At 58.7% G+C, this 21737-nt stretch carries 19 protein-coding genes and 1 pseudogene; 14 read left to right on the forward strand and 6 right to left on the reverse strand.

The features are described 5' to 3' along the window. The 3 genes and pseudogenes from AS156_RS32730 to AS156_RS32740 form a co-directional block, all read right to left on the reverse strand. Positions 1–1685, reverse strand: a pseudogene (locus AS156_RS32730) (PEP-utilizing enzyme); the annotation flags it as partial. Positions 1686–1696: 11 nt separating this feature from the next. Next, positions 1697–2758, reverse strand: coding sequence for a PEP/pyruvate-binding domain-containing protein (locus AS156_RS32735; RefSeq protein ID WP_066513498.1), 1062 nt, complete (start codon positions 2756–2758; stop codon positions 1697–1699). 171 nt (positions 2759–2929) lie between these two features. After that, complete coding sequence (locus tag AS156_RS32740) at positions 2930–4429, reverse strand: AfsR/SARP family transcriptional regulator (RefSeq protein WP_066513499.1); 1500 nt, start codon at positions 4427–4429, stop codon at positions 2930–2932. Between the two features lie 196 nt (positions 4430–4625). Between AS156_RS32740 and AS156_RS32745 the strand changes: the two genes are divergently transcribed. From AS156_RS32745 to AS156_RS32765, 5 genes are all read left to right on the forward strand, one after another. Further along, positions 4626–6227 (forward strand): GMC family oxidoreductase, encoded by a 1602-nt coding sequence (locus AS156_RS32745; RefSeq protein ID WP_066513603.1) that lies wholly within the window; start codon positions 4626–4628, stop codon positions 6225–6227. Positions 6228–6417: 190 nt separating this feature from the next. Then, the gene (locus AS156_RS32750; protein WP_066513604.1) at positions 6418–7008 is read left to right on the forward strand and encodes a TetR/AcrR family transcriptional regulator; all 591 of its coding nucleotides are present in this window, start codon (positions 6418–6420) and stop codon (positions 7006–7008) included. Positions 7009–7668: 660 nt separating this feature from the next. Beyond that, complete coding sequence (locus AS156_RS41460) at positions 7669–8661, forward strand: SphA family protein (RefSeq protein WP_160331177.1); 993 nt, start codon at positions 7669–7671, stop codon at positions 8659–8661. Between the two features lie 290 nt (positions 8662–8951). Next, positions 8952–9161, forward strand: coding sequence for a hypothetical protein (locus tag AS156_RS42505; RefSeq protein ID WP_136626554.1), 210 nt, complete (start codon positions 8952–8954; stop codon positions 9159–9161). Positions 9162–9442: 281 nt separating this feature from the next. Further along, complete coding sequence (locus AS156_RS32765; RefSeq protein WP_136626555.1) at positions 9443–10522, forward strand: hypothetical protein; 1080 nt, start codon at positions 9443–9445, stop codon at positions 10520–10522. Positions 10523–10556: 34 nt separating this feature from the next. Here AS156_RS32765 and AS156_RS45240 read toward each other — a convergent pair whose 3' ends face one another. From AS156_RS45240 to AS156_RS42515, 3 genes are all read right to left on the reverse strand, one after another. After that, positions 10557–10928: a LysR substrate-binding domain-containing protein gene (locus tag AS156_RS45240; protein ID WP_082747863.1), complete on the reverse strand. Its 372-nt coding sequence runs from the start codon at positions 10926–10928 to the stop codon at positions 10557–10559. Between the two features lie 120 nt (positions 10929–11048). Then, positions 11049–11780, reverse strand: a complete 732-nt coding sequence (locus AS156_RS42510) for a hypothetical protein (RefSeq protein ID WP_136626556.1) — start codon at positions 11778–11780, stop codon at positions 11049–11051. Positions 11781–11965: 185 nt separating this feature from the next. Continuing rightward, positions 11966–12403 (reverse strand): hypothetical protein, encoded by a 438-nt coding sequence (locus tag AS156_RS42515; protein WP_136626557.1) that lies wholly within the window; start codon positions 12401–12403, stop codon positions 11966–11968. A gap of 164 nt (positions 12404–12567) precedes the next feature. Between AS156_RS42515 and AS156_RS32780 the strand changes: the two genes are divergently transcribed. The 9 genes from AS156_RS32780 to AS156_RS32815 all read left to right on the forward strand — a co-directional run bounded on the left by AS156_RS32780 (position 12568) and on the right by AS156_RS32815 (position 21722). After that, a complete protein-coding gene (locus AS156_RS32780) occupies positions 12568–13437 on the forward strand; it encodes an AraC family transcriptional regulator (RefSeq protein ID WP_136626558.1) in 870 nt (289 codons plus the stop codon). A 469-nt stretch (positions 13438–13906) separates the two neighbouring features. Next, on the forward strand, positions 13907–14392 hold the full coding sequence (locus AS156_RS43125) for a helix-turn-helix domain-containing protein (RefSeq protein WP_160331178.1): 486 nt from the start codon (positions 13907–13909) through the stop codon (positions 14390–14392). 290 nt (positions 14393–14682) lie between these two features. After that, positions 14683–15306, forward strand: a complete 624-nt coding sequence (locus tag AS156_RS32790) for an NADPH-dependent FMN reductase (protein WP_066513605.1) — start codon at positions 14683–14685, stop codon at positions 15304–15306. A 45-nt stretch (positions 15307–15351) separates the two neighbouring features. Further along, positions 15352–16584, forward strand: coding sequence for an MFS transporter (locus AS156_RS32795; protein WP_136626559.1), 1233 nt, complete (start codon positions 15352–15354; stop codon positions 16582–16584). 41 nt (positions 16585–16625) lie between these two features. After that, on the forward strand, positions 16626–17876 hold the full coding sequence (locus tag AS156_RS32800) for an acyl-CoA dehydrogenase family protein (RefSeq protein ID WP_160331179.1): 1251 nt from the start codon (positions 16626–16628) through the stop codon (positions 17874–17876). A gap of 21 nt (positions 17877–17897) precedes the next feature. Then, the gene (locus AS156_RS32805) at positions 17898–18974 is read left to right on the forward strand and encodes an alpha/beta hydrolase (protein WP_201456142.1); all 1077 of its coding nucleotides are present in this window, start codon (positions 17898–17900) and stop codon (positions 18972–18974) included. A 122-nt stretch (positions 18975–19096) separates the two neighbouring features. After that, the gene (locus tag AS156_RS41470) at positions 19097–19486 is read left to right on the forward strand and encodes a c-type cytochrome (RefSeq protein WP_082747865.1); all 390 of its coding nucleotides are present in this window, start codon (positions 19097–19099) and stop codon (positions 19484–19486) included. Next, positions 19483–20172: a hypothetical protein gene (locus AS156_RS42520; protein ID WP_136626561.1), complete on the forward strand. Its 690-nt coding sequence runs from the start codon at positions 19483–19485 to the stop codon at positions 20170–20172. The genes AS156_RS41470 and AS156_RS42520 overlap by 4 nt, the downstream gene beginning before the upstream one ends. A gap of 11 nt (positions 20173–20183) precedes the next feature. After that, positions 20184–21722, forward strand: coding sequence for an FAD-binding oxidoreductase (locus AS156_RS32815; RefSeq protein ID WP_066513510.1), 1539 nt, complete (start codon positions 20184–20186; stop codon positions 21720–21722). Positions 21723–21737 lie beyond the last annotated feature (15 nt).

Below are 21737 nucleotides of genomic sequence, written 5' to 3' on the forward strand. Positions count from 1 at the left end.
CCGCCGATATCGGTCACGGCGGCCGCAATCTTGCCGAAGATCGGAGCCCAAGACGGCGCGGTCACCGGCGCGACCAGGATCTCGCCCTTCTGCAATTCGCACAGCTGTTCGGGATCGCGCAGAACGCGGGCGAGACCTTCCACGACGCCGGGCGAGGCCGCCATGCCGGACAATTCGCCGCCTTGCCCATCCTTGCTGCCCTTCCAGCGCTCAATGGCCTCGCTTGTGATGCCCCAGAGCATGATGGTGAAGGGCTCCGTGATCGTTTCGGGCGGATTGTTGAGCGCCGGAATGGGCGTTTCGCGGGAGAGGATATCAATCATTCGGCGACGCTTCTCGATCACGGACGGCCAGATGCCGCCGCCCACGATGCCGGTGCCGGAGGCCCAAGCATTGCAATAGTCCCAGAGAATGTCGCGCAGCTCTGTGCGCTTGACGAAGAACATGCCGTCATTGTCAGGCCAGAAGCCAGCTTCACTCAGCAGCTTCGATAGTTCGCGCATCTTGCGCCACCAGACGCCGAGGGACCAGTGCTCGATGAAGAAGTTGTGATCCTCCACGTAAGGGAAGACTGTGCGGGCGAGACCGAGTTTGCCGTCGAAGACCTCTTGCAGCTCCTTATCCAGCATGTCGCGGTATTCTGCCGTGATCCGTTCGCGCTCGGCCTGGAGCTTTTCGGTCGGGCGCTTGATCGTCTCACCGGCTTGAACGTGCTCTATGTAAGAGCGCAGGTAGCCGAGAGGGATGTTGAGATCGTCGTTCCAACGTTTGTCGGTCGAAAGCAGGCCGCTTCCCGTCGAGAAATTGAACCACGGGTCCTTGGCCGCTTCCCAAGCGGCAAGCCATTTCTTGCCTCCTGGCGCACTGGCGACTGCGGCAAACGCAGCATCAGCGCTCCCTTTGGCGAGGATATCGGCAAGGCCCAGGTCCACGGCCATATGGGCGAGCTGCTTCAGCTCCTCGTCGGGCCGGAAGAGAATACTGTCGACGCCCTGCACCATCTTGGCGATGGCCTGGTCCGGGATCGAGGGGAACTGCTGCTTCACGAAGCCGAAGAAATCGACATAGGCCGCGTAGCCGAGGTTCAGGAACTCGAAGTGATATTGCCAGATGCGATGCAGCAGGGTCATCGCCTTGTCGAAGTTCTCAAGGAGATCGGACGCGTTGTCGAGACCGCGGCCGCTTTTCACCCACTCCAGCGGAACCGCGTCCGGCAGCTTCTCGAAGTGAACCGTCTCTAGCTCGGCGATGGTCGTACGAACCTTGACCTCCCACTTGTCCAGCAACTCCTTCCAGTTGCCGAAATAATGCCCGGCTCGCTGCATGAATTCCGGAATGCGTGGCTCGATGTCCTGGGGCGCGACCGGCACCATGGCCAGATAAACATAGCCGTTGATCATCTTGCATTCGACGCCGTTCGCTGGCGGGATGAGCAGATGGCGCGAGTTGTATTGCCCCAGCGTCTTGCCTGTGTGTTCGAGCATCAGCGCATCGAACGGGCGAAGCGGCACCGGCCAGTGCTGGCTGTTGCAGAACCAGAAAGTGTCTTCGTCCTGCGCGCGCTGGTGGGGCTGGAAAACGAGGTAATAGGGATACATTTCCCGCCAGTCTTCGGCGCCGGCCGGAGCTGCGATATCGTAAGGGCTCGGGAACACCGAGGTCTTGCTGTCCATGGTCTCCTCCATCTTTTTCGTTTTCAATTCGACGATTTGCCGGTCAAAGCACCCACGATCCCCATGATGCCGGTCTGGAACTGCGCGGGCTTTGGCGGCGCTTTCTGCGACCACACGGTCTCCGGGCGGCTTTGAAGCGCCAGCAGGTTTTCGCCCTCTGGCAGGTCGGCATCGAACGCCCATTCAACATCCTGCGGGCACTTCTTCTGCTTCTCGAGTCGCTTGGCGAGCCGGGCTACCGCGAGAACGTCCGCATCCGAGAGGCAGGGCATCCTCCGGCGATGGTCATCAACCTCGCGCTCGACGGCATGGCCTCGCTTGTCGTCCGGCACCAGCTCGACATGCTTGTCGGAGACCTTGCGGTCGACGATCTGCTCGAGGACTTTCTCGACCGAATAGTGATCGGGGGTCACGATGCCGGAGACGACCGTCTCGCCGAGTCCCCAAGATGCGTCGATGACGATCCGGCTCCGGTCGCCGTTCTTGGGGTCCAACGTCATGGCGACGCCGGCTGCACGGGCATTGACCATTTTCTGGACGCCCACGCACATCAGGACCTCGTTATGCGGAATGTTGTTCTTCTCGCGATAGGTCACGGCGCGGGCCGTAAACAGCGAGGCCCAGCAGTCACGCACCTTTTCCACTACGTCATCGCAGCCGACGACCCAGAGATAGGTATCCTGCTGGCCGGCAAAGGAGGCATCGGGAAGATCTTCTGCAGTGGCGGACGAGCGCACCGCGACAGGCACCTGCTCACCGAGCGCCGAATAGGCCTCCCGGATAGCGTGCTCGACGGCGTTCGGAAGGCGATGTGAACCGATGCGGATGCGGATCGCCTGCGCCACACGGTCGATAGTGGCGGTGTCCTCGGGGCTGACATTCGCTAACGCTCGGTCGATTTCCTCGCGCAGTCCATTTTCGTCGAGCATCGCCTGGAATGCGTCGGTCGTGACCGCGAATCCGGGCGGGACATTCACGCCCGCCTGCGTCATTTCTCCCAAAGATGCGCATTTGCCGCCCACCCGGTGGTGATCGGCGCTAAGGATATCCCTGAAGTCGAGAATGTAGTGATTTGTCAGCGTCATCGTTTGCCAGAGCGCTCCGATTGCTCGATCGATCCGCACCTTCGGATGACCCCGCAGACGATCGACAAAACAAAACTCATCCTGCCGCGCCCACGAGGGACGCAACGTCTGGCCGGTTGTCGATTCTCCTGAAAGGTCGGCGCCGAACGCCGGTCCTCCTCCCAATACTTGTCAAACTAGCCGCAGCGGTTTGGTTTTTGTTTGGGAGCCCTGCTTTCCTGTTTTGGGCGCGAGTTCTCGATAAGCGCTGCGGACATCCTCAGAGGGCTCTTCCCCCTGCAACTCGCCGATTGCCTGCACATATTGGCTATAATGTCGGTGGATGGCCTCAACGCGTTTCTGCCCGGCCAGAACCCGCATGATTTCAATATTGGCGCTGTCGTTCAGCGGATCCAGCCGCAACGAAGTCTGACAATGTTCCAGCGCTTCGCGAAGCCGGCCCTGCTGACGCAGGACCTTCGACATGTCGTATTGGAGCTTGACGGCCATGTCGCGAAGCCAAACGCGTTTTGGCAGGCACCAGTCGTCGAATTCCGACTGGATGTAATCCAGCGCAAGATCACCGAATAGGTCGCCTGCATAAAGCCGCTCAGCGGCTTCGTAGACCCGAATTGCCCGGTCATAATCCTGGTAGCGAAAGAGGGCGAGCCCGCGCCGACAGAGTTGTTCGAAGGCGCGAATGTCGATCCAACTGCCCTGGGGCACGTTCAGTCTGTAGGTTTCGCCTGTTCGCAGGACCGTCGCGCTCCCGCCGAGCGATTTGCGCAGCATGGCGATGGCATGGCGAAGCCGCGCTCTCTTGCTGTTTTCGGACCCGTCCTCCGGCCAAAGAAGTTCGGCCAATTGATCGGCATGTGCCCCGCCTTCCCCCCGGTTCAGCAGGTAGGCGAACAGCGCCCGCGACTTGTTCGGGGCACTTCCCGGAATTGCCCATTTGACCGGCATATTGCCGGCGACGAAGACTTTTAGCGGACCGAGACAGTGAATATGCCAGCGGCTCTGCGCAGGGTCCGTTGCGACGCTGTGCCGCGGCTGGCGTACCCAAGCAGGCGTGGCCCCGCGCGCAGCGTCAGGCAATTGCGTGCGGTGGAAGGTCTCCTCAGCGAATTCGGGTACGATGCGGCCAAGAAAAAAGCTTAGCTGCTGGTCCAGCGTTGCGCCATGGACCAGCGCTTCCGGAAGCCAGTGAGGATTGTCGTAGCATCCGGACGGCGACAGGAAGGTCTGGTGAACCCGGAATGCCGCCGCCATCTGGTCTTCCACCAGCGTTTCACGGTCATAGAGCGAGACCACGGCAATCTCGTATGTCTCGGCGATGCGCTGCGCCATGCCGCCCCAGCGCTCGACGGTGCTCGGACCCCACACAGTGTTCAGCGCCCAGCGCATGTCTACGATCAGGCAGGCGACATCGCCCAGTCTTTTGACCTGCGCGTTGAGTTCAGCAAGAATCGTCTCACTTGATGTTTCTGGCGTTTCCGGCAGCGAGCCCGGATAAGGCAGGCGATGGGCGGCGTCGATCGACGGCAGCGTGCCTGGGTCGTCCGATACCAGATAGCAGCCAGGCGCCTCAAGCCAAGGCGCAAGCGACCACGAGGCAAAGTCCTCGTCGGACGTATTCCTGAACAGTGCGGCATTCATGCCACCCTTTGATTCGGGTTTCACGAAGTCCATCCTCCCGCGGCTCTCCACGGCCCGAGGATACCAAACAAAAACCAAACTTCCAGCCCTAGCCTCGCATCTGTGCCGCAACAGGCACATGGGAGAGGCCTGTTCCTTCCCCCGAGGAAAGGCACGTCAGTTCGATTCCAGCCCACGGGCCGCGGAAGAGAGGTCACTGGTGCGCCACCCGCACCGGTGGAAAGGTGCGATGTCGGCTGAATTCGACTACATCATCATCGGTGGAGGTTCGGCGGGCGCGGTGCTTGCCAGCCGGCTTAGCGAGGATGCCCGAAACCGTGTCTGTCTGCTCGAGGCCGGGCGGAAGGACAACGATCCCCTGATCTCGATCCCGCTCGGTGTGGTCTGGCTACCGAAGGATAAGCGACACACCTGGGGCTTCTCATCGACGCCTCAAGCGGGCCTCGGTGGGCGGATTGTCTCTATCCCGCGCGGTAAGGTTCTCGGCGGGTCGTCCGCGATCAACGGAATGATCTACATTCGCGGCCATCGTGACGATTACGACGCCTGGGCAAAGGCTGGCTGTGACGGATGGGACTATGAATCCGTGCTGCCCTATTTCAAAAAGTCAGAGGACAATCGTCGGCTTACGATCGATCGCGATCATCATGGGTTTGGCGGCTCGCTTTCCGTTTCTGACCTTTCCGAGCCCAATCCGATTGACCACGATTTTCTCGAAGCCGCGCAACAATTGCAGTTTCGCCAGTGCCCGGATTTCAACGTCTCGCAGCCGGAAGGCGTCGGAATCTATCAGGTGACTCAGCGTGACGGCCGCCGGCACAGCGCCAGCGCGGCATTTCTCCGGCCAGTTCTAGCGCGGAGCAATCTGGACGTCGTGAGCGGGGCAGATGTTTCCCGTATCGTTGTCGAGAATGACCGCGCGGCCGGCGTGGTTTATCGCGATCCGGAGGGCCGCTTGCGCACGGTGCGCGCACGCGGCGAGATCGTTCTTTGCGCCGGCGCAATCGGTTCGCCGGATTTGCTGTTGCGCTCGGGCATAGGCCCCGCCGAACAGATCAGGGCCTTTGGCGGAGAGGTCATCCATGACCTGCGCGGCGTGGGCGCGAACCTGCAGGACCACACCGACGTGATGGTGATCTGCCGAAGCCGCTCCAGCGTGCCGTGGGGCATATCCGCGCGCGCCCTGCCGCGCCTTGTCGGCGACGGGCTGGCATGGCTCTTTGCCCGCCGCGGCATGCTCTCCTCGAACATGGTCGAGGCCGGCGGCTTCATTCGCAGTCGGCCGTCGGAGCCGCGTCCCGATATTCAATTCCATTTTATTCCCGGGCGGAAGAGCCATCGGGGACGCACAATTGAATTCGGCCATGGCGTCTCGCTCCACACCTGCATTCTGCGGCCCGAAAGCCGTGGAAGCGTCACGCGGACGACGCCGAACGGGGCTCCTCTGGTCGATCTCGGTCTCCTCAGCGCGGAGAGCGATCTGGAGCGGCTGGTGCGTGGTGTGCGACTGGCGCGCGACATCCTGAAGCAGCCGCAACTTGCCCGCCACGGCCTGACCGAAATCCTGCCAGGCGAAGCGGTGTTCGACGATGAGGGCATTCGCGCCTATGTGCGGGAGCAGGCGCGCACCGTCTATCATCCTGTCGGTACCTGCAAGATGGGCATTGGTCCGGATGCCGTGGTCGATTCCAAGCTTCGGGTGAAAGGCATCGCGAGTCTCAGGGTTGCGGACGCCTCGATCATGCCAACCATCGTCAGCGGCAATACCAACGCTCCGGCTATCATGATTGGCGAGAAGGCAGCCGACATGATCCTCGAGACGGCGCGATAGAAGGTCCATCGGATATAGAGCCCCGTGCTGGCACGTATCCTCGGGCGCGTGGCGAGCCGATATCGACATTTCCCGGCGGCAGCGCGCGCAAGCCGAGCTCAGACATTCAAAGAGACTGCAAATGACCCAGCGGTTCATGACCCTGATCACCTTGCGGAAGCAGCCGAATAATTGACCATTGAGTATGGCGATGACACTCATAACTGAGCCGGATACGCGGGAGCGCATTCTTCTGGTGGCCGAGCGTTTGTTCCGGCAGATCGGCTACCGGAAGACTACGGTCGCCGACATGGCCAAGGAATTGCGGATGTCGCCGGCCAATGTCTATCGCTTCTTCGATTCGAAGAAGGCGATCTACGAAGGCGTAGCGCGCGGGCTGGTGGGCGAAGTTGAAGCGGCCGCTCAGGCCATCGAGAAGGCGGAGGGATCTCCAGCCACGCGCCTGCGCGAGATGATGACGACCATCAACCGCATGAACACCGAACGCTATGTCGGCGATGCCAAAATGCACGAGATGGTGGAGATCGCCGTGGACGAGAACTGGCATGTCTGCATCGCTCACATGCAAGTGATCACCGAGAGCATCGCTGGCGTGATCGCGCAAGGAGCGGCGTCCGGCGAGTTTCACGTCACGGACGTACTGACGGCAGCGCTTTGCGTCTGCACCGCCATGATGAGGTTCTTTCACCCGCAGATGATCGCGCAATGCGCCGACAAGCAAGGGCCGACGATCGATCATCAGATCGACTTCGTGCTGGCAGGGCTGGGTTCGCGGAAGTAGTCTGCCGCACTTGTCATTGACTTCACGATTTCCCAGCGACCGTGCGTGCTGTGCCGCGCCCCGGCATCCAAAGAAATTGCAAGTCACCGAACGCTTCCTGCCCCTGATCACCTAACGCTCCGCGCGGACGCCGAGGCGCGGAGCTATGAAACTTGGCTTCAGCTTCGAGTCTAAGCGATACGACCGAAGCGGAGCTTGCACAAAAGAGGCGTGGCGGAGGAATCCTCTCAGTCGGTGAGTGACCAGCGATAAACATGAGGGGCATCCGAACTCGTGCGAAAAACTTTGGTTGATCCCATATAAGTATTTTGTATGTGTCGCATGACTCTTTTGACCGTTTCGTTCTGCGGATCTCAAGGCTAACCAAAAGAAAAGCTAGCTTAGAGGGAAGGGATGAGCGAGATGGGGCGCGCACCGGAGAACGGTGTATGCGCGTCGCAAAGGTTGCCGGATTGGTCGGAGAGATCCTGGAAGCCTAAGCGATAAGGCGTATGAGAGCTTCCTCAAATTGTTCGTCAGTTTTTTGCCATCCGGTCGGCTTCGTGCAGGTCGTTGGCTTTCCCGTATCTGTACGTTGCTTCAATAAAAACCCGCGCTGTCAATTGTTCATTTGACGCAGCGGGGACAACATCACCTAGGGAACTGGAGGGCGCTATGAGGATGAAAAAGAAGGCCGCTATCGCGGTCGCAGCATTTGTTTTGCCGACTATTACGACCGGGGCGCACGCCTTTGAGTTTGGCGCTGCTGCTGCGTTGCAGAAGCCTGGAGTAGCCTTGGGAGCGGCTGCAGCGGCACCGCCGCCCGGACTATACGGCTTCGATCAGTTCTTCACGTACCAAGGACGTCTCGTCGGTCCAGGAACACCAAGAGATGCGGATGGCTCGGCATCTGGCACTATCAGTTCCGCGGCAGCCCATGGATTTGTGTATGTCCCCGGCTGGACCTTTCTCGGCGCATCATACGATGCCGTGGCTGTGGTTCCGTTTGCTACGCTCAGCGTCGGCCCTCCAGTCAATTTCAATTCGTCCGGAATGCACAACTCATACTTCGCAAATGAACTGAGTTGGAAGCTTGGGGACAGTGGCTTCTTTATCAAAGCGGGGCTCGGTTTGTACGCTCCTACTGGTACCCAACAGGGCGCGAATGGCCTCGCTAATGTTGGAAATCCGTGGTGGACTTTCCAGCCAGAATTTGTCGTGTCCTACCTAAAAGATGGCTGGAATCTCACCGCGAATGTGTTCGACGAGATCAATACCGCGAACAGCATCACCGACTATCGGAGTGGCGATGTACTCCACGCCGAGTTCACGGCTACGAAGACAATCGGAAACTGGACGATAGGACCGGTGGCCTATTATGTGGGACAGATCACCGGCGATCGGTCGAGCGCGTTCTATCACGATACCATCTTTGTGAACCGGTATGACGTTTGGGCGGCCGGCGGCTTGCTCGGATATAACTTTGGTCCCGTGCAGGTGAGCCTTTGGGGCACTCAAGAGTTGTCGGCGACGGCATCAGGCGGAACCGCCGGTCCTCCAGGTATCGATACGGCCGCGGTCGCTAAGGGCTTCTCCGTCTTCGCTCAGTTGAATTACCGTATCTGGGCGCCGGAAGAGGCGTCGCCCCCCAAGCTATCGCTGTTTCACAAATGAGTTGGAGTAAATAGCGGCTCAGTTCCGCATGCTACAAAGCGCCTACAATAACCCTGTTGGTTGATTCGTCGGGCCCAACACGGCGTGACGAGTTAACCAACGGATTTCCAAACTGCCGTCCCGAGTCCTCTTTAGTTGGGCTTCAATCGACCCTTACTTTTGGAATTTGCGAGCATGTCGTCGGCTGCCCGCGACAGGATATCCGGAATGTATCGCTTGCGGGGACGCCCTCGCACCGCAACCTGCCAAACAGCTTGCAGAGACAGACGCGGCCGTGCTCCAGGAAGAGAGTGAAGCTCGCCCAGCGCTTCGGGATTGTAGTTGAACGCCTTGGCCTCACGTTCATCGCGGTCCGCATGCTCGACTTGATCGGGTTCGTCGCGTTCGTCGGTGAAAAGATGCCAATCGACACCTGGTCGGGATGGACAGGTCCCGACGTTGCAGTCTATGGTTGCGTCTATTGTGGATCGCATCTGTTATCCCGGATGGCATCATCATGATAATTTCGAAGAAGGTCATACCTGTTGGAATGGTTCTCCTCTTCGCCTCGCCTGCCTGGGCCGGAGGGATCAAGAATTTTCTGCGTCCGCTGAGCGTCTCCACCGCGAAAAGTACCGGGTGCACGGGCGGAGGAATCCCGACCTGTCCGAGGACGATACAGGGGGCTCTGTTGACCGATGACCAGGTCAAGACCATTCAGCAATGGCACAGCGAGAACGTCGAGGCGGCGAAGAGCCAACTGGCCAAGTAGCGGTCGTCGGCACGATGGGGGCTGGGCTGCATGTTCTCTCGCACGGGTGATCGCGCACGCGCATTTCGCGCCTCCGCGACGATGTTGGCGGTGATCTGCTGCTCCGGTTGCGGTCTCACCGCGCCCGAGATCAACGAACCGTTCGATGTCGACAAGCCGCCGGGCGGCTACACGCCAGTCGGATTTTCCGCGACTGCACAGATCGAATACGAAATAAAAAAACGCATCTATTGCGACCTAAGAGCCGCGGTGAAGGCGGCGAACGAAGTGCCTGTGACGGAAGGGCCTACAGTCGATCGGTTAACCGTGAAGCAACCCGGACAAATACCGAAATCGTGGGGCGCACAGGTAAGTCTCAGTCTCCAAGTGGACGAAACGTCCGGATTGAATCCCGGCGTCGCCATGAATCAGGCTCTCCCAAATGCCGCGACCGTCTTCGGTGTCGGCATCGCGAACACGGTCACTACGCCGCAGTCCTTCAGCTTGGGATTCGGCGGCACCGTTTCGTCGACTGCGACCAGGACTGATAAGTTCGATCCGTATTATTCGGTCGAGGACCTGCTGAAGCCGTATGCGCCGAACTCGATCTGCGCAGGTGGGCCGCCGTACATCCAGAACGACTACCTTTGGAAGGGATGGGTCCCCGCCCAAAGCTCGCCTTTCATCATCGAGAGCGACCTTCGCATCAAGGAGTGGTTAGTGGGAGCCATGTTCGTGGCCAATGCACTCCCTTCCAGTCCTATTCCTTCTCAATTCCGGGGTAGTAGCGCCACCGACGCTAAGAGCAGAAAAGGCGACAAAGGTAATGAAGCCGACAAGGGCAAAGGTGGCGGCGAAAGCCAAGTGACCAGCAACAAAGATACGGTCAGCCTGGAAATTAAGTTCATCATTGTGACGAGCGGAAGCATCACGCCGACCTGGAAACTGGTTCGCTTCTCTGCGAACTCGGGCTCGTCGCCTTTCTTCAATACCGGGCGGACGCGCACGCACGACTTGATCATCACGATCGGAGATCCGTCGCTGATAAGCTCGAATAGCCATCTCGCTTCGCAGATCGGTAACTCGGTCAGCAGCGCCAACAAGGCAAACGGGTCGAGCAACGGCAATTGAGCCGGACCGCAATCTTGATGGGAGCTTCTCCACGCTAGATCGTCTTCAGCGCTTCGATCATAAAGTCGGTTAATGCGCACGCGGCGCGTTTGATGGTCCGACCGGCCGCGTAAACAGCGCTCAACTCCACCGTGCCGAGATCCCAATTCGGCGGCACGCGTATCAGCTTGCCTTCTTCGAACTCGGGTCTCAGCGAGCCGCTCGACGGCATGACGATGCCGAGGCCCGTGACCGCAGCCGTGATGGCTCCCTCGTTGCCGGCGATGCGAGCGCGCCCCTCGACGCTGTCGGCGTCGTCGTGCTGCTCTTCTCGAACGACCAGTGCGGAGTAACCGAGTTGACCGGCCCGACGATGATCGCGTGGGGCGACTGGTCGGCGGGCGCTTTCGGCGCGCCGGCGACTGATACCTTAAGCTACGCCGAAGGCATCCGGCATGGCCTAAGGGTCTATGCGGCAGCCAGTCTGCTGCCGCAGCATTGGCCGATGCTGGCGGTGCCGCATCGGCTGCGACCGATCATTGAACGCTCAGAACCGATCGTCGTGGCTCGATTCATGGCTCGTGCCGCCAGCCTCGTGGCCGCCGCGCGAGCGTATGCATTTGCGGACGTTTCGGCAGAACTGCATACAGCCTTGGCTGGTGATCGGACCGTTGTCGGTCGGTGCGAGGTCCCATTGAAACAGTGTGGGAATAGCGTTGACGAAGGCCAGATCGTCTTCGAGCGTCGTTGTGCAGGTAAGTAGGCGGCGCGCGGTGTCGCATGTCTCCAGCAGGACGCGGTCTTGCAGTCCAAGAGCATCATGCAGCAAACGGACGCCGAACCGTTCGAGCATCGCGCGTTGCTGCAGGATCGTGTGAACTTGGCCAAGAACGCCAGCATCCTCATCGGCCAGAAGAGGGACGCTCCCAAGCGAGCTCGCATGGACGAATTCGAGACCGACCAGTCCGAGCCCCGCCGTTGCCACATCGAAGCAAAGGCTGGTCACAGCCAGACCCTCGCGCGCGCCTTTCGTTGGGCGAAGATTAACGGTCTGCCGGTCAAGCTGAGTTTCTTCCAGGAGAATTTCGTCGTCGAGGATCGGAAAGTGGCTATGCAGCAGCGTCATGCCGAAACGATGGTTGGCGCGCTGCTCCACCAGACAACGCCCGACTTCAGCCAGACAGGCGAAATCATCGGCGGTGAGAAGGCCGGCATCCGTTGCATCGATGTCCGGCAGGGCTGTGTAGTCGTGGGAATGAGGTTGCCGCAATTGGATCATGTTACTTCTCCATGAGCAGTTGGTTGTGCTCTACAATCGTCTTGCCATCGATCGAGGTCGTGCGATCGGCTGCTTACGCAATAGCTCACGCCACAGTCGGCGCTTTGGGTTACGCCGCTACAATCCGGACATGGGGACGCGCATAGGCGCCGAGCGCAAGCGCTTTATATTTTATGAAGAAGCTTTCAAAGGCGAACACATGCTCCTCGCCGTTGTCGTCGGTCAAAATCAATTCTTTCGCCGAGATCGGTCCGCCCAACCGTGCCCCGCAATAAGATGCCACCGCAGATATTGGCATCAAAGCCGTTCGATTGCGGCAGTGAATGCAGGCCGATCCTTCTCTTGAAGCCGATCTCGTTGCTCAATTCGATCGCCGCGCGCAGTACGACAGCGCCGACGCCGCGATAGCGCGGCTGATCGCAGAGCTCCTGCCGGTTCCAAGGTGCGGTCTCGACAAAAGATACATAGGTTCTTGCCCTGCATCGCGCGAGCCTATTACGTCGAACGGTATTCGCGTCCAAAAGGTCGATGGCCTGGGAGAAGCACTGATAGACCAACTTGTCGCATGCGATCACCGACGGTGCACGGCGAGACCCCTTGACAGGGGCGGCTGCATTTTCCATCGAAGACAAATGGGCCCCCGAGAACAACAGCTGTCCGGCGTCTTGTCCGGAGCACGAAAAAGCTATGGCGTGCCGGGGGGAGCGTGCTATCCTGTTGCAATCTCGGCCAATTTTTGCGCTGCAACGATTTTTTGACGATCGCCAGCTGCAGCATCGAGCGTGACATGGAACCTGAGCAGGTGTTCGGAAGCTCGGAAACTCACCGCATACCGGAGCTGTTTGGCGCTGACGTAAGGGCCTCCAGCGAGGGCTACGGATGGGTGTCAGTGTATGCTTCTCTTCAAAGGGAAAGACCGTTTGACGCAAGATTTGAGGCGATCGCCAATAGTCTCGTAGTTTTACACCGTAGCGGTCCGGTAGAGGTGACGTTACGATCGGGCGGCGCCGTTTTGTCGCGCAGCATCCCCAAGGGAAGCATTTTTTTCCTGCCGGCAGGTCACGCATGCGAGATAGAACTTCAAGGGGCATTAGACACCTTGCAAATCTATCTCCGCTCAGAGCTGTTCGACAGTGCGCGGAAGGACCAGCTTACCCCGACGCTCGTCGAGAATGATGCGATTCTGCAGCACTTGGCAACGAGCATTGAGCTGGCGCTTTGCGAGCAGATGGCCAATTCTGCTCTCTTTGTCGATCCGATCGCGAGGGCGCTCGCCAACAGGATCAGCGCGATCAGCGCATGCAGTAAACCTTGGCAGGTTCGCGTCGCCGGACTCGCAGAACATCAGCTAAAGCGCCTTCGCGATTTCGTGGACACAAATCTCGAGAGTGAGATTCGACTGGAGTCGATGGCTAGCGCGTGCGGCCTAAGCACGAAGTCATTCATTCGAATCTTCAAGGCCTCAACCGGCAAGTCGCCTTATCAGTACGTGATTGCGGCACGGATTGAACGAGCCAAGCGACTGATTGAGGAAGAGCAGGAGGGTTTGGCCGAGGTCGCATTGCGCTGCGGCTTCTCGCATCAAGAGCACTTGACGCGTGTCTTCCGCAGACTGACGGGCCAGACCCCTGGGCAATACCGTCGTAACGTCAATTGAGAGGCAGCTGACCATGCAAAACCGCCCTGATTTGTTCGTGGCTGGGAAGCAACCCACAAGCGCCTCGCAGCCCTTCGACAGACGGGAAATCCACGCCGTGTTGCGAGAATCCGCGGTGAAAGGCGAGATGTCTAGTGAAGGGCTCGGCTGGTCGACTGCTTTCGCTTCACTCCAACGAGAGCAACCCTTTAGGGGACGCTTTGAATCTAATGCTAATGCGTTGTTAGTAACGGCCGCCGGCGGTGGGCCAGTCGACGTTACTTACCGGATCGACGGACGCGTTATCTCAAAGCATTTGCAGGAAAGAGGGATATTTTTCCTCCCTCCCCATCGTGACTGCGAGGTCGCATTGGACACGCCGTTGAACACAATCCATGTATACCTACGGTCCGAGCTGTTTTACCAGCCGTGGCGGGACTCGCGGAATTCGAATTTCGGGCTATCGCCGCTGTTGGGAGATCCTGAGCCCGTGACCAGTAGTCTGCTCGCAGTCCTGGAGGAAATGTTGCGCGAAGGCGATCCATCTTGTTCGCTTCTTGCAGATTCTGTCTCGCATGCGATCGCCAATCGATTGACGTTGCTCAATGGACCAGAAACGGAAGCGAGCTTCTCGCGTGGCGCTCAGCGCCAGCTCAGCACCCGCAATTTTCGCTCGATTCGCGAATTCGTCGAGTCCAATATCGCTGATTGCATCAGATTGGAGGATCTCGCCGCGATCTGTGGCGTAAGCTCAGAACATCTTATCCGCATGTTCAAGTCTTCACTCGGTACGTCTCCGCATCGTTACGTGGTTGGACTGCGGATTAATCTTGCGAAGCGACTCCTAACTGATCCGCGCAACAGCCTTGCTGACATTGCGCGCCAGTGTGGGTTTGCGCACCAGCAGCATTTCACGAATACTTTCCGTCGAATGACGGGCGCCACGCCAGGTGCATATCGGCGCTCTATGAATTGATCATCACTATTTCCCTTCTGTAGTTCGACCGAGGCTCTCCCCACCGCGGGAGCAGTTTATGCCAGTTTCCTGCAACCCGGTCCTGTTTGTGCAGGCTGGACCCCCGCGCATCTCCTAGTCTTGGCTGCAGGTCGTCACTCGTAATGACGGCGCCGAAGCTAGGGAGAAACGCGCATGGCATTGTTCAATGCCGGGCAAGGCCGCTTTTGCGGCCGAATTGACATGCATCCGCTCGACAAGGTTTGGCCTTCGCTCCTGTGCAGGGTGCAAGTCCAGAGGGGGGCGCGACGATGAGCTGGGCTCCACTCATTGTCGGGATTGGCGGAACGCTACGCGACGGATCGACCTCGGAGAAATCGCTTCGGGTCGCATTGACGGAAGCTGCGCGCCTCGGTGCGAAAACCCAGATCTTCTCGGGACAATCCCTCCACCTTCCTCCCTATGATCCCACGGAACGAGCGCCGCGTGCGACCTCCATGATTGAGGCGTTGCGAGCCGCGGACGGGGTGATCATTGCAACTCCAAGCTACCATGGCTCGATCTCCGGCCTGGTCAAGAATGCGCTCGATTACACCGAGGATCTCCGCGCCGATGCTCGTGCGTACCTAGCGGGACGCGCGGTCGGCTCCATTGTCTGTGCGGATGGAACTCAGGCCATGGGGGCGACGCTCGCGACGCTTCGGGCCATCGTTCATGCGCTGCGCGGCTGGCCAACGCCGTTCTCTGCGGTGATTAACTCCGCGCAGCGACCGTTCTCTGCTGATGGTGGGTGCAACGATCCGCTCATAGCTCAACAACTCGCCTTCGTGGCGGAGCAGGTCGTCGAATTTGCGCGGATGAAGCGACTCTTTGAAAGCCGCAAGGCGTCGACGGACGAGCGAGAACCAGAGACTGCATCGGCGCAGTGCGGATAGAGCGCAATCCATAAACTGATAAACGGATACGAAAGGGAGGGAACTGTGAGCAAACGCATTTTCAGTTATGAGAATCTCGTTGTTCTTTTGATGGGAACTGCATTTGGCTTCGTATTTTTCGACCGGCTCGCGCTCAATTTTCTCGCTCCCTTCGTTGTGCCCGAGCTCCATCTGAATAACAGCCAACTCGGGGCACTGGCGGCTGGCCTGGCCCTCACCTGGGCAGTGTCGGGCTACGTCGTTGGTAGTCTTTCGGACTATTTCCAAAATCGTAAGCCATTGCTGATTTGTGCGATCGTTATCTTTTCAATCTGCTCGGTGAGCTCGGGGTTGGCTAATTCGTTTCTGACCCTGCTTGCCGCCCGTCTCGTCATGGGTTTTGCCGAAGGGCCAGTTCTGCCGATCGCTCAATCGATCATGGCTGCGGAGTCTTCCGAACACCGTCGCGGGTTCAACCAAGGGGTTCTACAGAATTTCCTGAGCGCCCTCCTTAGCAATTTCGCCGCGCCCCTGACACTCGTCGCGATCGGTGAGGTCTACGGCTGGCGAAGTGCGTTCTACATTGCAGCGGTGCCTGGCTTTATTGTTGCTGCTTTGATTGCTGTCTTCATCCGTGAGCCTTCTCGGCCTTCGCGGACACCCTCGGGCAACCGGATCCCGCTCGCGGAAATGCTGAAGTATCGAAATATCTGGATTTGCGCGATCGTTAGCTGTCTCATGGTGGCTTGGCTGCTGATCCAGATTACTTTCCTCCCGATCTATCTGGTGCAGAGCCGCGGCCTCTCGCCGAGCGCGATGAGCGTGGCGTTAGCTGCGACGGGCATCGCTACGGCTGCTTCGTCAATCATCGTCCCCGCGCTCTCGGATCGGTTCGGACGTCGTCCCATTCTCTCGCTGTTCGCATTCCTTAGCGTGATCGCGCCGGTCACGACCGTGCTCTTTGAGGGACCGCTACCCTTGATGGTGCTAACTATGGGCATCGGCTATCTCGCGATTGGTAGTTTCTCGCTGTTCATGGCCACCGTGCCGTCGGAGACTATTCCGCCGACCTACGTCGCTAGTGCTTTGGGCTTTATTATGGGTGTTGGTGAGCTTGCCGGCGGCTTTGCGGGACCCGCCCTGGCCGGGATCGCCGCCGACACGCTGGGCCCGTCAAGCTCAATGTGGATCGCTGCGGCGCTCGGCGTCGTGGCAGGTCTATGTTGTCTGATGCTGGACGAGACAGCCCCGCGCGCAATCGAGCGCACCAAAAAAGTAGTCGCCAATTTGCCGGCATGACTCGTGCCACGATTTCAATTCAGAAGCCTGAGGAGAGCCAAATGAAAGTGCAGGCCATTAGGACGGCGTTACCCGCCCCAGAACCTGCTATTACGCCTCAAGATCTCGTCGATCGAGCGGCAGCTATGCGCGACGTCCTACGAGACACTCAAGACGAGACCGACGCGCGAGGCTACTTTTCTGAAGAGATCAACCAGCGATTTGTCGAAGCGGGCTTCTACCGGATCCTGCAACCGAAGATGTTCGGTGGTTATGAGTTCGACTATGAAACGTTTTTCCGAGTGATGGTCGAAATCTCCCGCGGTCATCCAGCCGCAGGATGGTGCCTGACGTTGTCAGCTTCTCATGCGCCGGTCATCGCTTCGCACTGGTCGGAAGCCGCGCAGATCGAAATTTTTGGTTCATCGGGACATTTCGCGGCACCTCACCGAGCTGTGCCAGGCGGCACCTGCCTGCCGGCTGAGGGGGGGTATATCATTAGTGGCGTGTGGCCATACTCGTCTGGAATTCCGCACAGTACACACTTCTTCGGTGCGACGCTGCTTCAGACCTCGTTCCCACCAAGAGTGCTCCACTTCTTGGTACCGCGCGGGCAGTACACCGTTCTCAGCGATTGGGGCGGAGACCGTACCTTGGGGATGCGTGGCTCTGGCTCGAATAGCGTTAAGCTGGAAAACGTCTTCGTACCGGAGCATATGACCGCTTTCATCGACAAGATGGGAGTAGGGCAGGATCTTCGAGATGGTACGCCCGGTACGCGCCTGCACGGCAATCCGATGTATCTGGGGATGCTCATGGGCCCCTATCACGCCGCCTTGACGTCTCCTATCGTCGGTGCTGCGCTCGCCGCGATCGACGAGTATCGGGACATTCTGCTGTCGCAGAACACATTCGCGCCACCGATCACGAAACGTCTCTTCGAGACCGACTTCCAAGTCTCCTATGGCCGAGCCATTGCGTTGACCGATGCGGCGGAAGGCGTGCTGATTCAGGCCATGCGGAAGCACATGGATTATTGTCGGCGGTGGGCGGAAACGGGTGTGCCGGCCTCGCCGGAAGAAAACTTCCGCCTCTGGGGCATGCTGCAGAGCGGCGCGCGACTTGCCTGCGATGCCACCGAACTTCTGTTCCAGACTGCCGGGTCGACCGCGTCGCGGAAGGGGTCAAAGATGGTCCGTTACTTCAGTGACGCCCAGATGTATCGAGGACATATGTCTTCTCAATACCAAACTTTCGCAAAGTACATCGCTCGCTGCAATCTCGGATTGCCGACTGGCTTCTTGGACCTCTGAGAACGACTTGAGAGGTAGGACGTGAACCAAGCTCCATCGAAATCGCCTCCGCTGATCTTAGCAGATCAGGGCTTCTTTTGGACTGGCATCCATCGCCAGCACACGCCGAACGGCACGATTGCTTCTGGACAGATGTTCGTCCAGTTCCAAATTCCCGAACGGGTTTTGCATCCGTATCCGATCGTCATGGTCCATGGTGGTGGCGGGCAGGGATTGGACTTTCTCGGCACCCCCGACGGACGCCCGGGATGGGCAACCTACTTTCTACGACAAGGCTACGCGGTCTATGTCGTCGACCGGCCAGGTCACGGGCGCTCGCCTCTTCATCCCGAGGCGCTCGGTCCAATGACACCTCCACTCGCCTACGAACCTGCCATGACGCTGTTCACCGCGCCTGGCAAGCAGCCGAACGCCTGGCCAAATGCGCAGAAACACACTCAGTGGCCCGGAACCGGTGTCATCGGCGATCTGACTCTGGACCAATTCATTGCGGGGCAGGGTCCTTTCCTCGTCTTCCTGGCGCAAACGCAGCAGCTGATGCAGAACGCAGGCGCTGAATTACTCGACCGTATCGGCCCAGCGATCCTGCTAACACATTCCATGGGAGGTCCCTTCGGCTGGCTAGTGGCTGATGTTCGACCCAAGCTTGTTAAGGGCATCGTCGCCGTCGAACCCTTGGGGCCGCCCTTCGCACAATTGCCGATGGGACTCGGAGATCTCTCATACGGACTCACGACCATTCCGATGACATTCAGCCCACCCGTGAAAAGTCCGACTGAACTAGGACGGGAAACACGCAAGCCATCGAAGATTGGGCTGGCCGACTGCTTCGTCCAGACGGAGCCGGCGAGGCAACTTCCGAATCTCTCGTCCATTCCGGTCGCTGTCGTCACATCGGAAGCGTCAGCCTGGTCCATGCAAGATCATGGCACGGTTGATTTTCTCGTCCAGGCAGGAGTCCAAGCGGCTCATTTGCGGCTCGAAGACCACGGTCTGCGCGGCAACGGCCATCTTATGATGCAGGAGAGGAATAGCGATGAAATCGCGGCTTTCCTAGAAAGATGGATCTCGGAGCACGTGGTGGAAGAACAAGCGTAGGCGTTTGTTACGCCTCCTTCGCGCCGTGGCATTTTCGGCCAAGCAACAGCGCGAGGCAAGTCAACCGTCTAAGCAACTACAAATGAACTGAATATAATTATTACGTCCGCGGGAGGTGCTGGGTGCTTCGCTTCTATCATTCGTCTCAATCGATCGGTTGCCGACTGGCGCACTTCCTTCAAGATCGCCGGACCAAGAGCGTTCTAGCGTCTGCCGTCTTTTTGGTGATTGCGGGAACGACCACGGGGGCTGTCGCACAGTCGGCCGGTCAATGGAAAACGCCAGAGCAAATCTATGGGTCGGTTTGCGCATACTGCCACGATGCGCGCATCGGACCGACCATTCGAGGACGTCAACTTGATGAAGGAATGATCGTCGCGATTGTCACGAACGGCTTGCGGCAGATGCCAGCGTTCCGGCCGACCGATTTTTCGGATGACGAGCTGAAAGCACTTGCGCGTTGGTTGCATGATAGTGCGAAACCGTCTGAACCGGCCGAGGTGAAACGATGAGCATATCGCGGCGCTCGCTCTTAAACGCATCTCTCGCCTTCACCGCCAGCACAGCCATCTCTCCGGGCTTATCTCGCGCATCGACGCTTGTGGCGCGCGAAATAATATCGTCAACCCGCCTGTTCGTAAGTCAATGCATTGCCGGTTCAACTGTCTCGGCCACTTTCGTCGACGGAATAGCCGCGGGCTTGTATCACTCAAACGGCCAGTTATCGCCGCCGGCACTCACGCCCGTCGTGTCCGGCTCGACGTTCGGTCAAGTAGTGAGCGATCTTGAAGGTGCACGAGGCTCGACCGTGTTCGCGCTTCTTTCCGGCGAGGATGCCGTTCTTGTGAATGAGGGTCTGCGAGTGGTTGGAGCCAAAGTCGTCTCCTACGGCACCCACAATGCGAACGCCCACCGGTTCGTTACGGGGTCTTTCTGCGCAGGTGTCGGTGGTATTTTTGCTTCAAGCTTGGAGGCCGGCGTCGGCAATTGCACGATCGACGAGATCTGCCTTGGCCGCGTGTCTGCAGCACCCCCGCGACTTGTGCAATCTGGATCAGAATGGCCCTTCCGATTGGGGTATGTCCTGGCGCGCTCGATGTCCGGCGGTAGCTCGGATGTCCCAGCAAGCGTGCTGCAGGAGGGCTGGTATCGATTTCCGTTCGACACCGACCTCGTGTCCGTCGTTAGCAAAATCTAAGAGGCGTTGCCATGAACGACAGCATTATTCTTCCTGAGGGTCTAACGAAGACCGCCTTCGCAAAAGCCGTCGAGGCGTTCCGGGGCGTCGTCGGCGCAGACAATGTAATTGTCGATCTCGATCGTCTTGTCCCATACGCAAAGATCATGATTCCAGAGGACGAGAAGCTTCACCAGCCGTCGGCCGTGATCATTCCCTTGAGTGTCGAGCACGTCCAAAGCGTGGTGAGCCTTGCCAATCAATACAAGACGCCTTTGTGGCCTATCTCGACAGGCCGCAATTTCGGTTATGGCTCGGCCGCGCCGGCAACGGCGGGGCAGATCGTCCTTGATCTCCGGCGCATGAACAAGATCATCGACGTTGATCCAGAAATGTGCACCGCCTTGGTCGAGCCTGGCGTCACCTACGAACAATTGCGCAACTACATCGAAGAACGGAAGCTGCCGTTGTGGATCAGCTTCCCATCATCTGGTCCCATTGTCGGGCCGGTAGGAAACACGCTCGACCGTGGCGTTGGTTACAATCGCTGTGGCGAACACGCTGCCAACTTTTGTGGCCTCGAGGTCGTTCTTCCGAACGGCGAGCTCGTTCGAACGGCGATGGGCGGTGTAAAAGGCGGAAGCGCATGGCAAGCCTACCGCTGGGGATATGGACCATGGGTTGATGGCTTGTTCGCTCAATCCAACCTCGGCATTGTTACCAAAATGGGACTGTGGTTGATGCGCAAGCCATCCGCATCGAAAACGTTCACTGCGGTTTGGAATGATCTCGAGGGCGCAGCTAAGGGCGTCAACGTCTTGCGCAATCTGCGCTTAAACAACGTCCTTGAGAATTCGTTGTTGGGCCATCTGCTATATGGCGTCGCGTGTGACGTGCCCCGCAACGCCCTTTACAAGGGTCCAGGCGCGATCCCGGACGAGGTCGTGGCGGAAATTGCTAAAAAGGCCGGCGCGGGTATTTGGAATTCTTTGGCGACGCTGTACGGAACCGAAGAGCAGATCGCCGTTAACTTCAAGATCGTGAAGGAAGCCTTCGCACCGACCGGCGCAATCGTCCTCAGTGAAGAGGAGGTTGGACCAAACCCGGTCTTCCAGCATTGGAAGGGAAATATGACTGGCCGGCCAGATCTTTCTGAATTCGGCATCTATAACTTCCGCGGGGGTGGTGGATCCGCCTGGTTTGCGCCGCTTGCGCCCGCTCGCTCCGAAGACTTCAAGAAGCAGGTTGAGCTTGTGAAGACCACGTTAGCCGAATTCGGCTTCGATTACTTGGGTGGCTTTCTCATTGGCGGACGGCATATGGAGCATGTCTGCGAACTAGCCTTTGACCGCACCGATCCCGAAGAGATGCAGCGGGCCTATCTCTGTTATGACAAATTGCTGCAAGTCAACGCAGCCGCAGGCTACGCGGTGTACCGAACCAACACTGCGTTTATGAACAAGGTGGCTGACATCTACGGACCTGCGCAGAAAAATCTCAATCGAACGTTGAAGCGCGCTCTCGACCCGAACGGGATTATTGCGCCCGGAAAATCGGGCATATTCGTGTAACTCCCGCTGATATCC

Source organism: Bradyrhizobium macuxiense (assembly GCF_001542415.1).
GTDB lineage: Bacteria > Pseudomonadota > Alphaproteobacteria > Rhizobiales > Xanthobacteraceae > Bradyrhizobium > Bradyrhizobium macuxiense.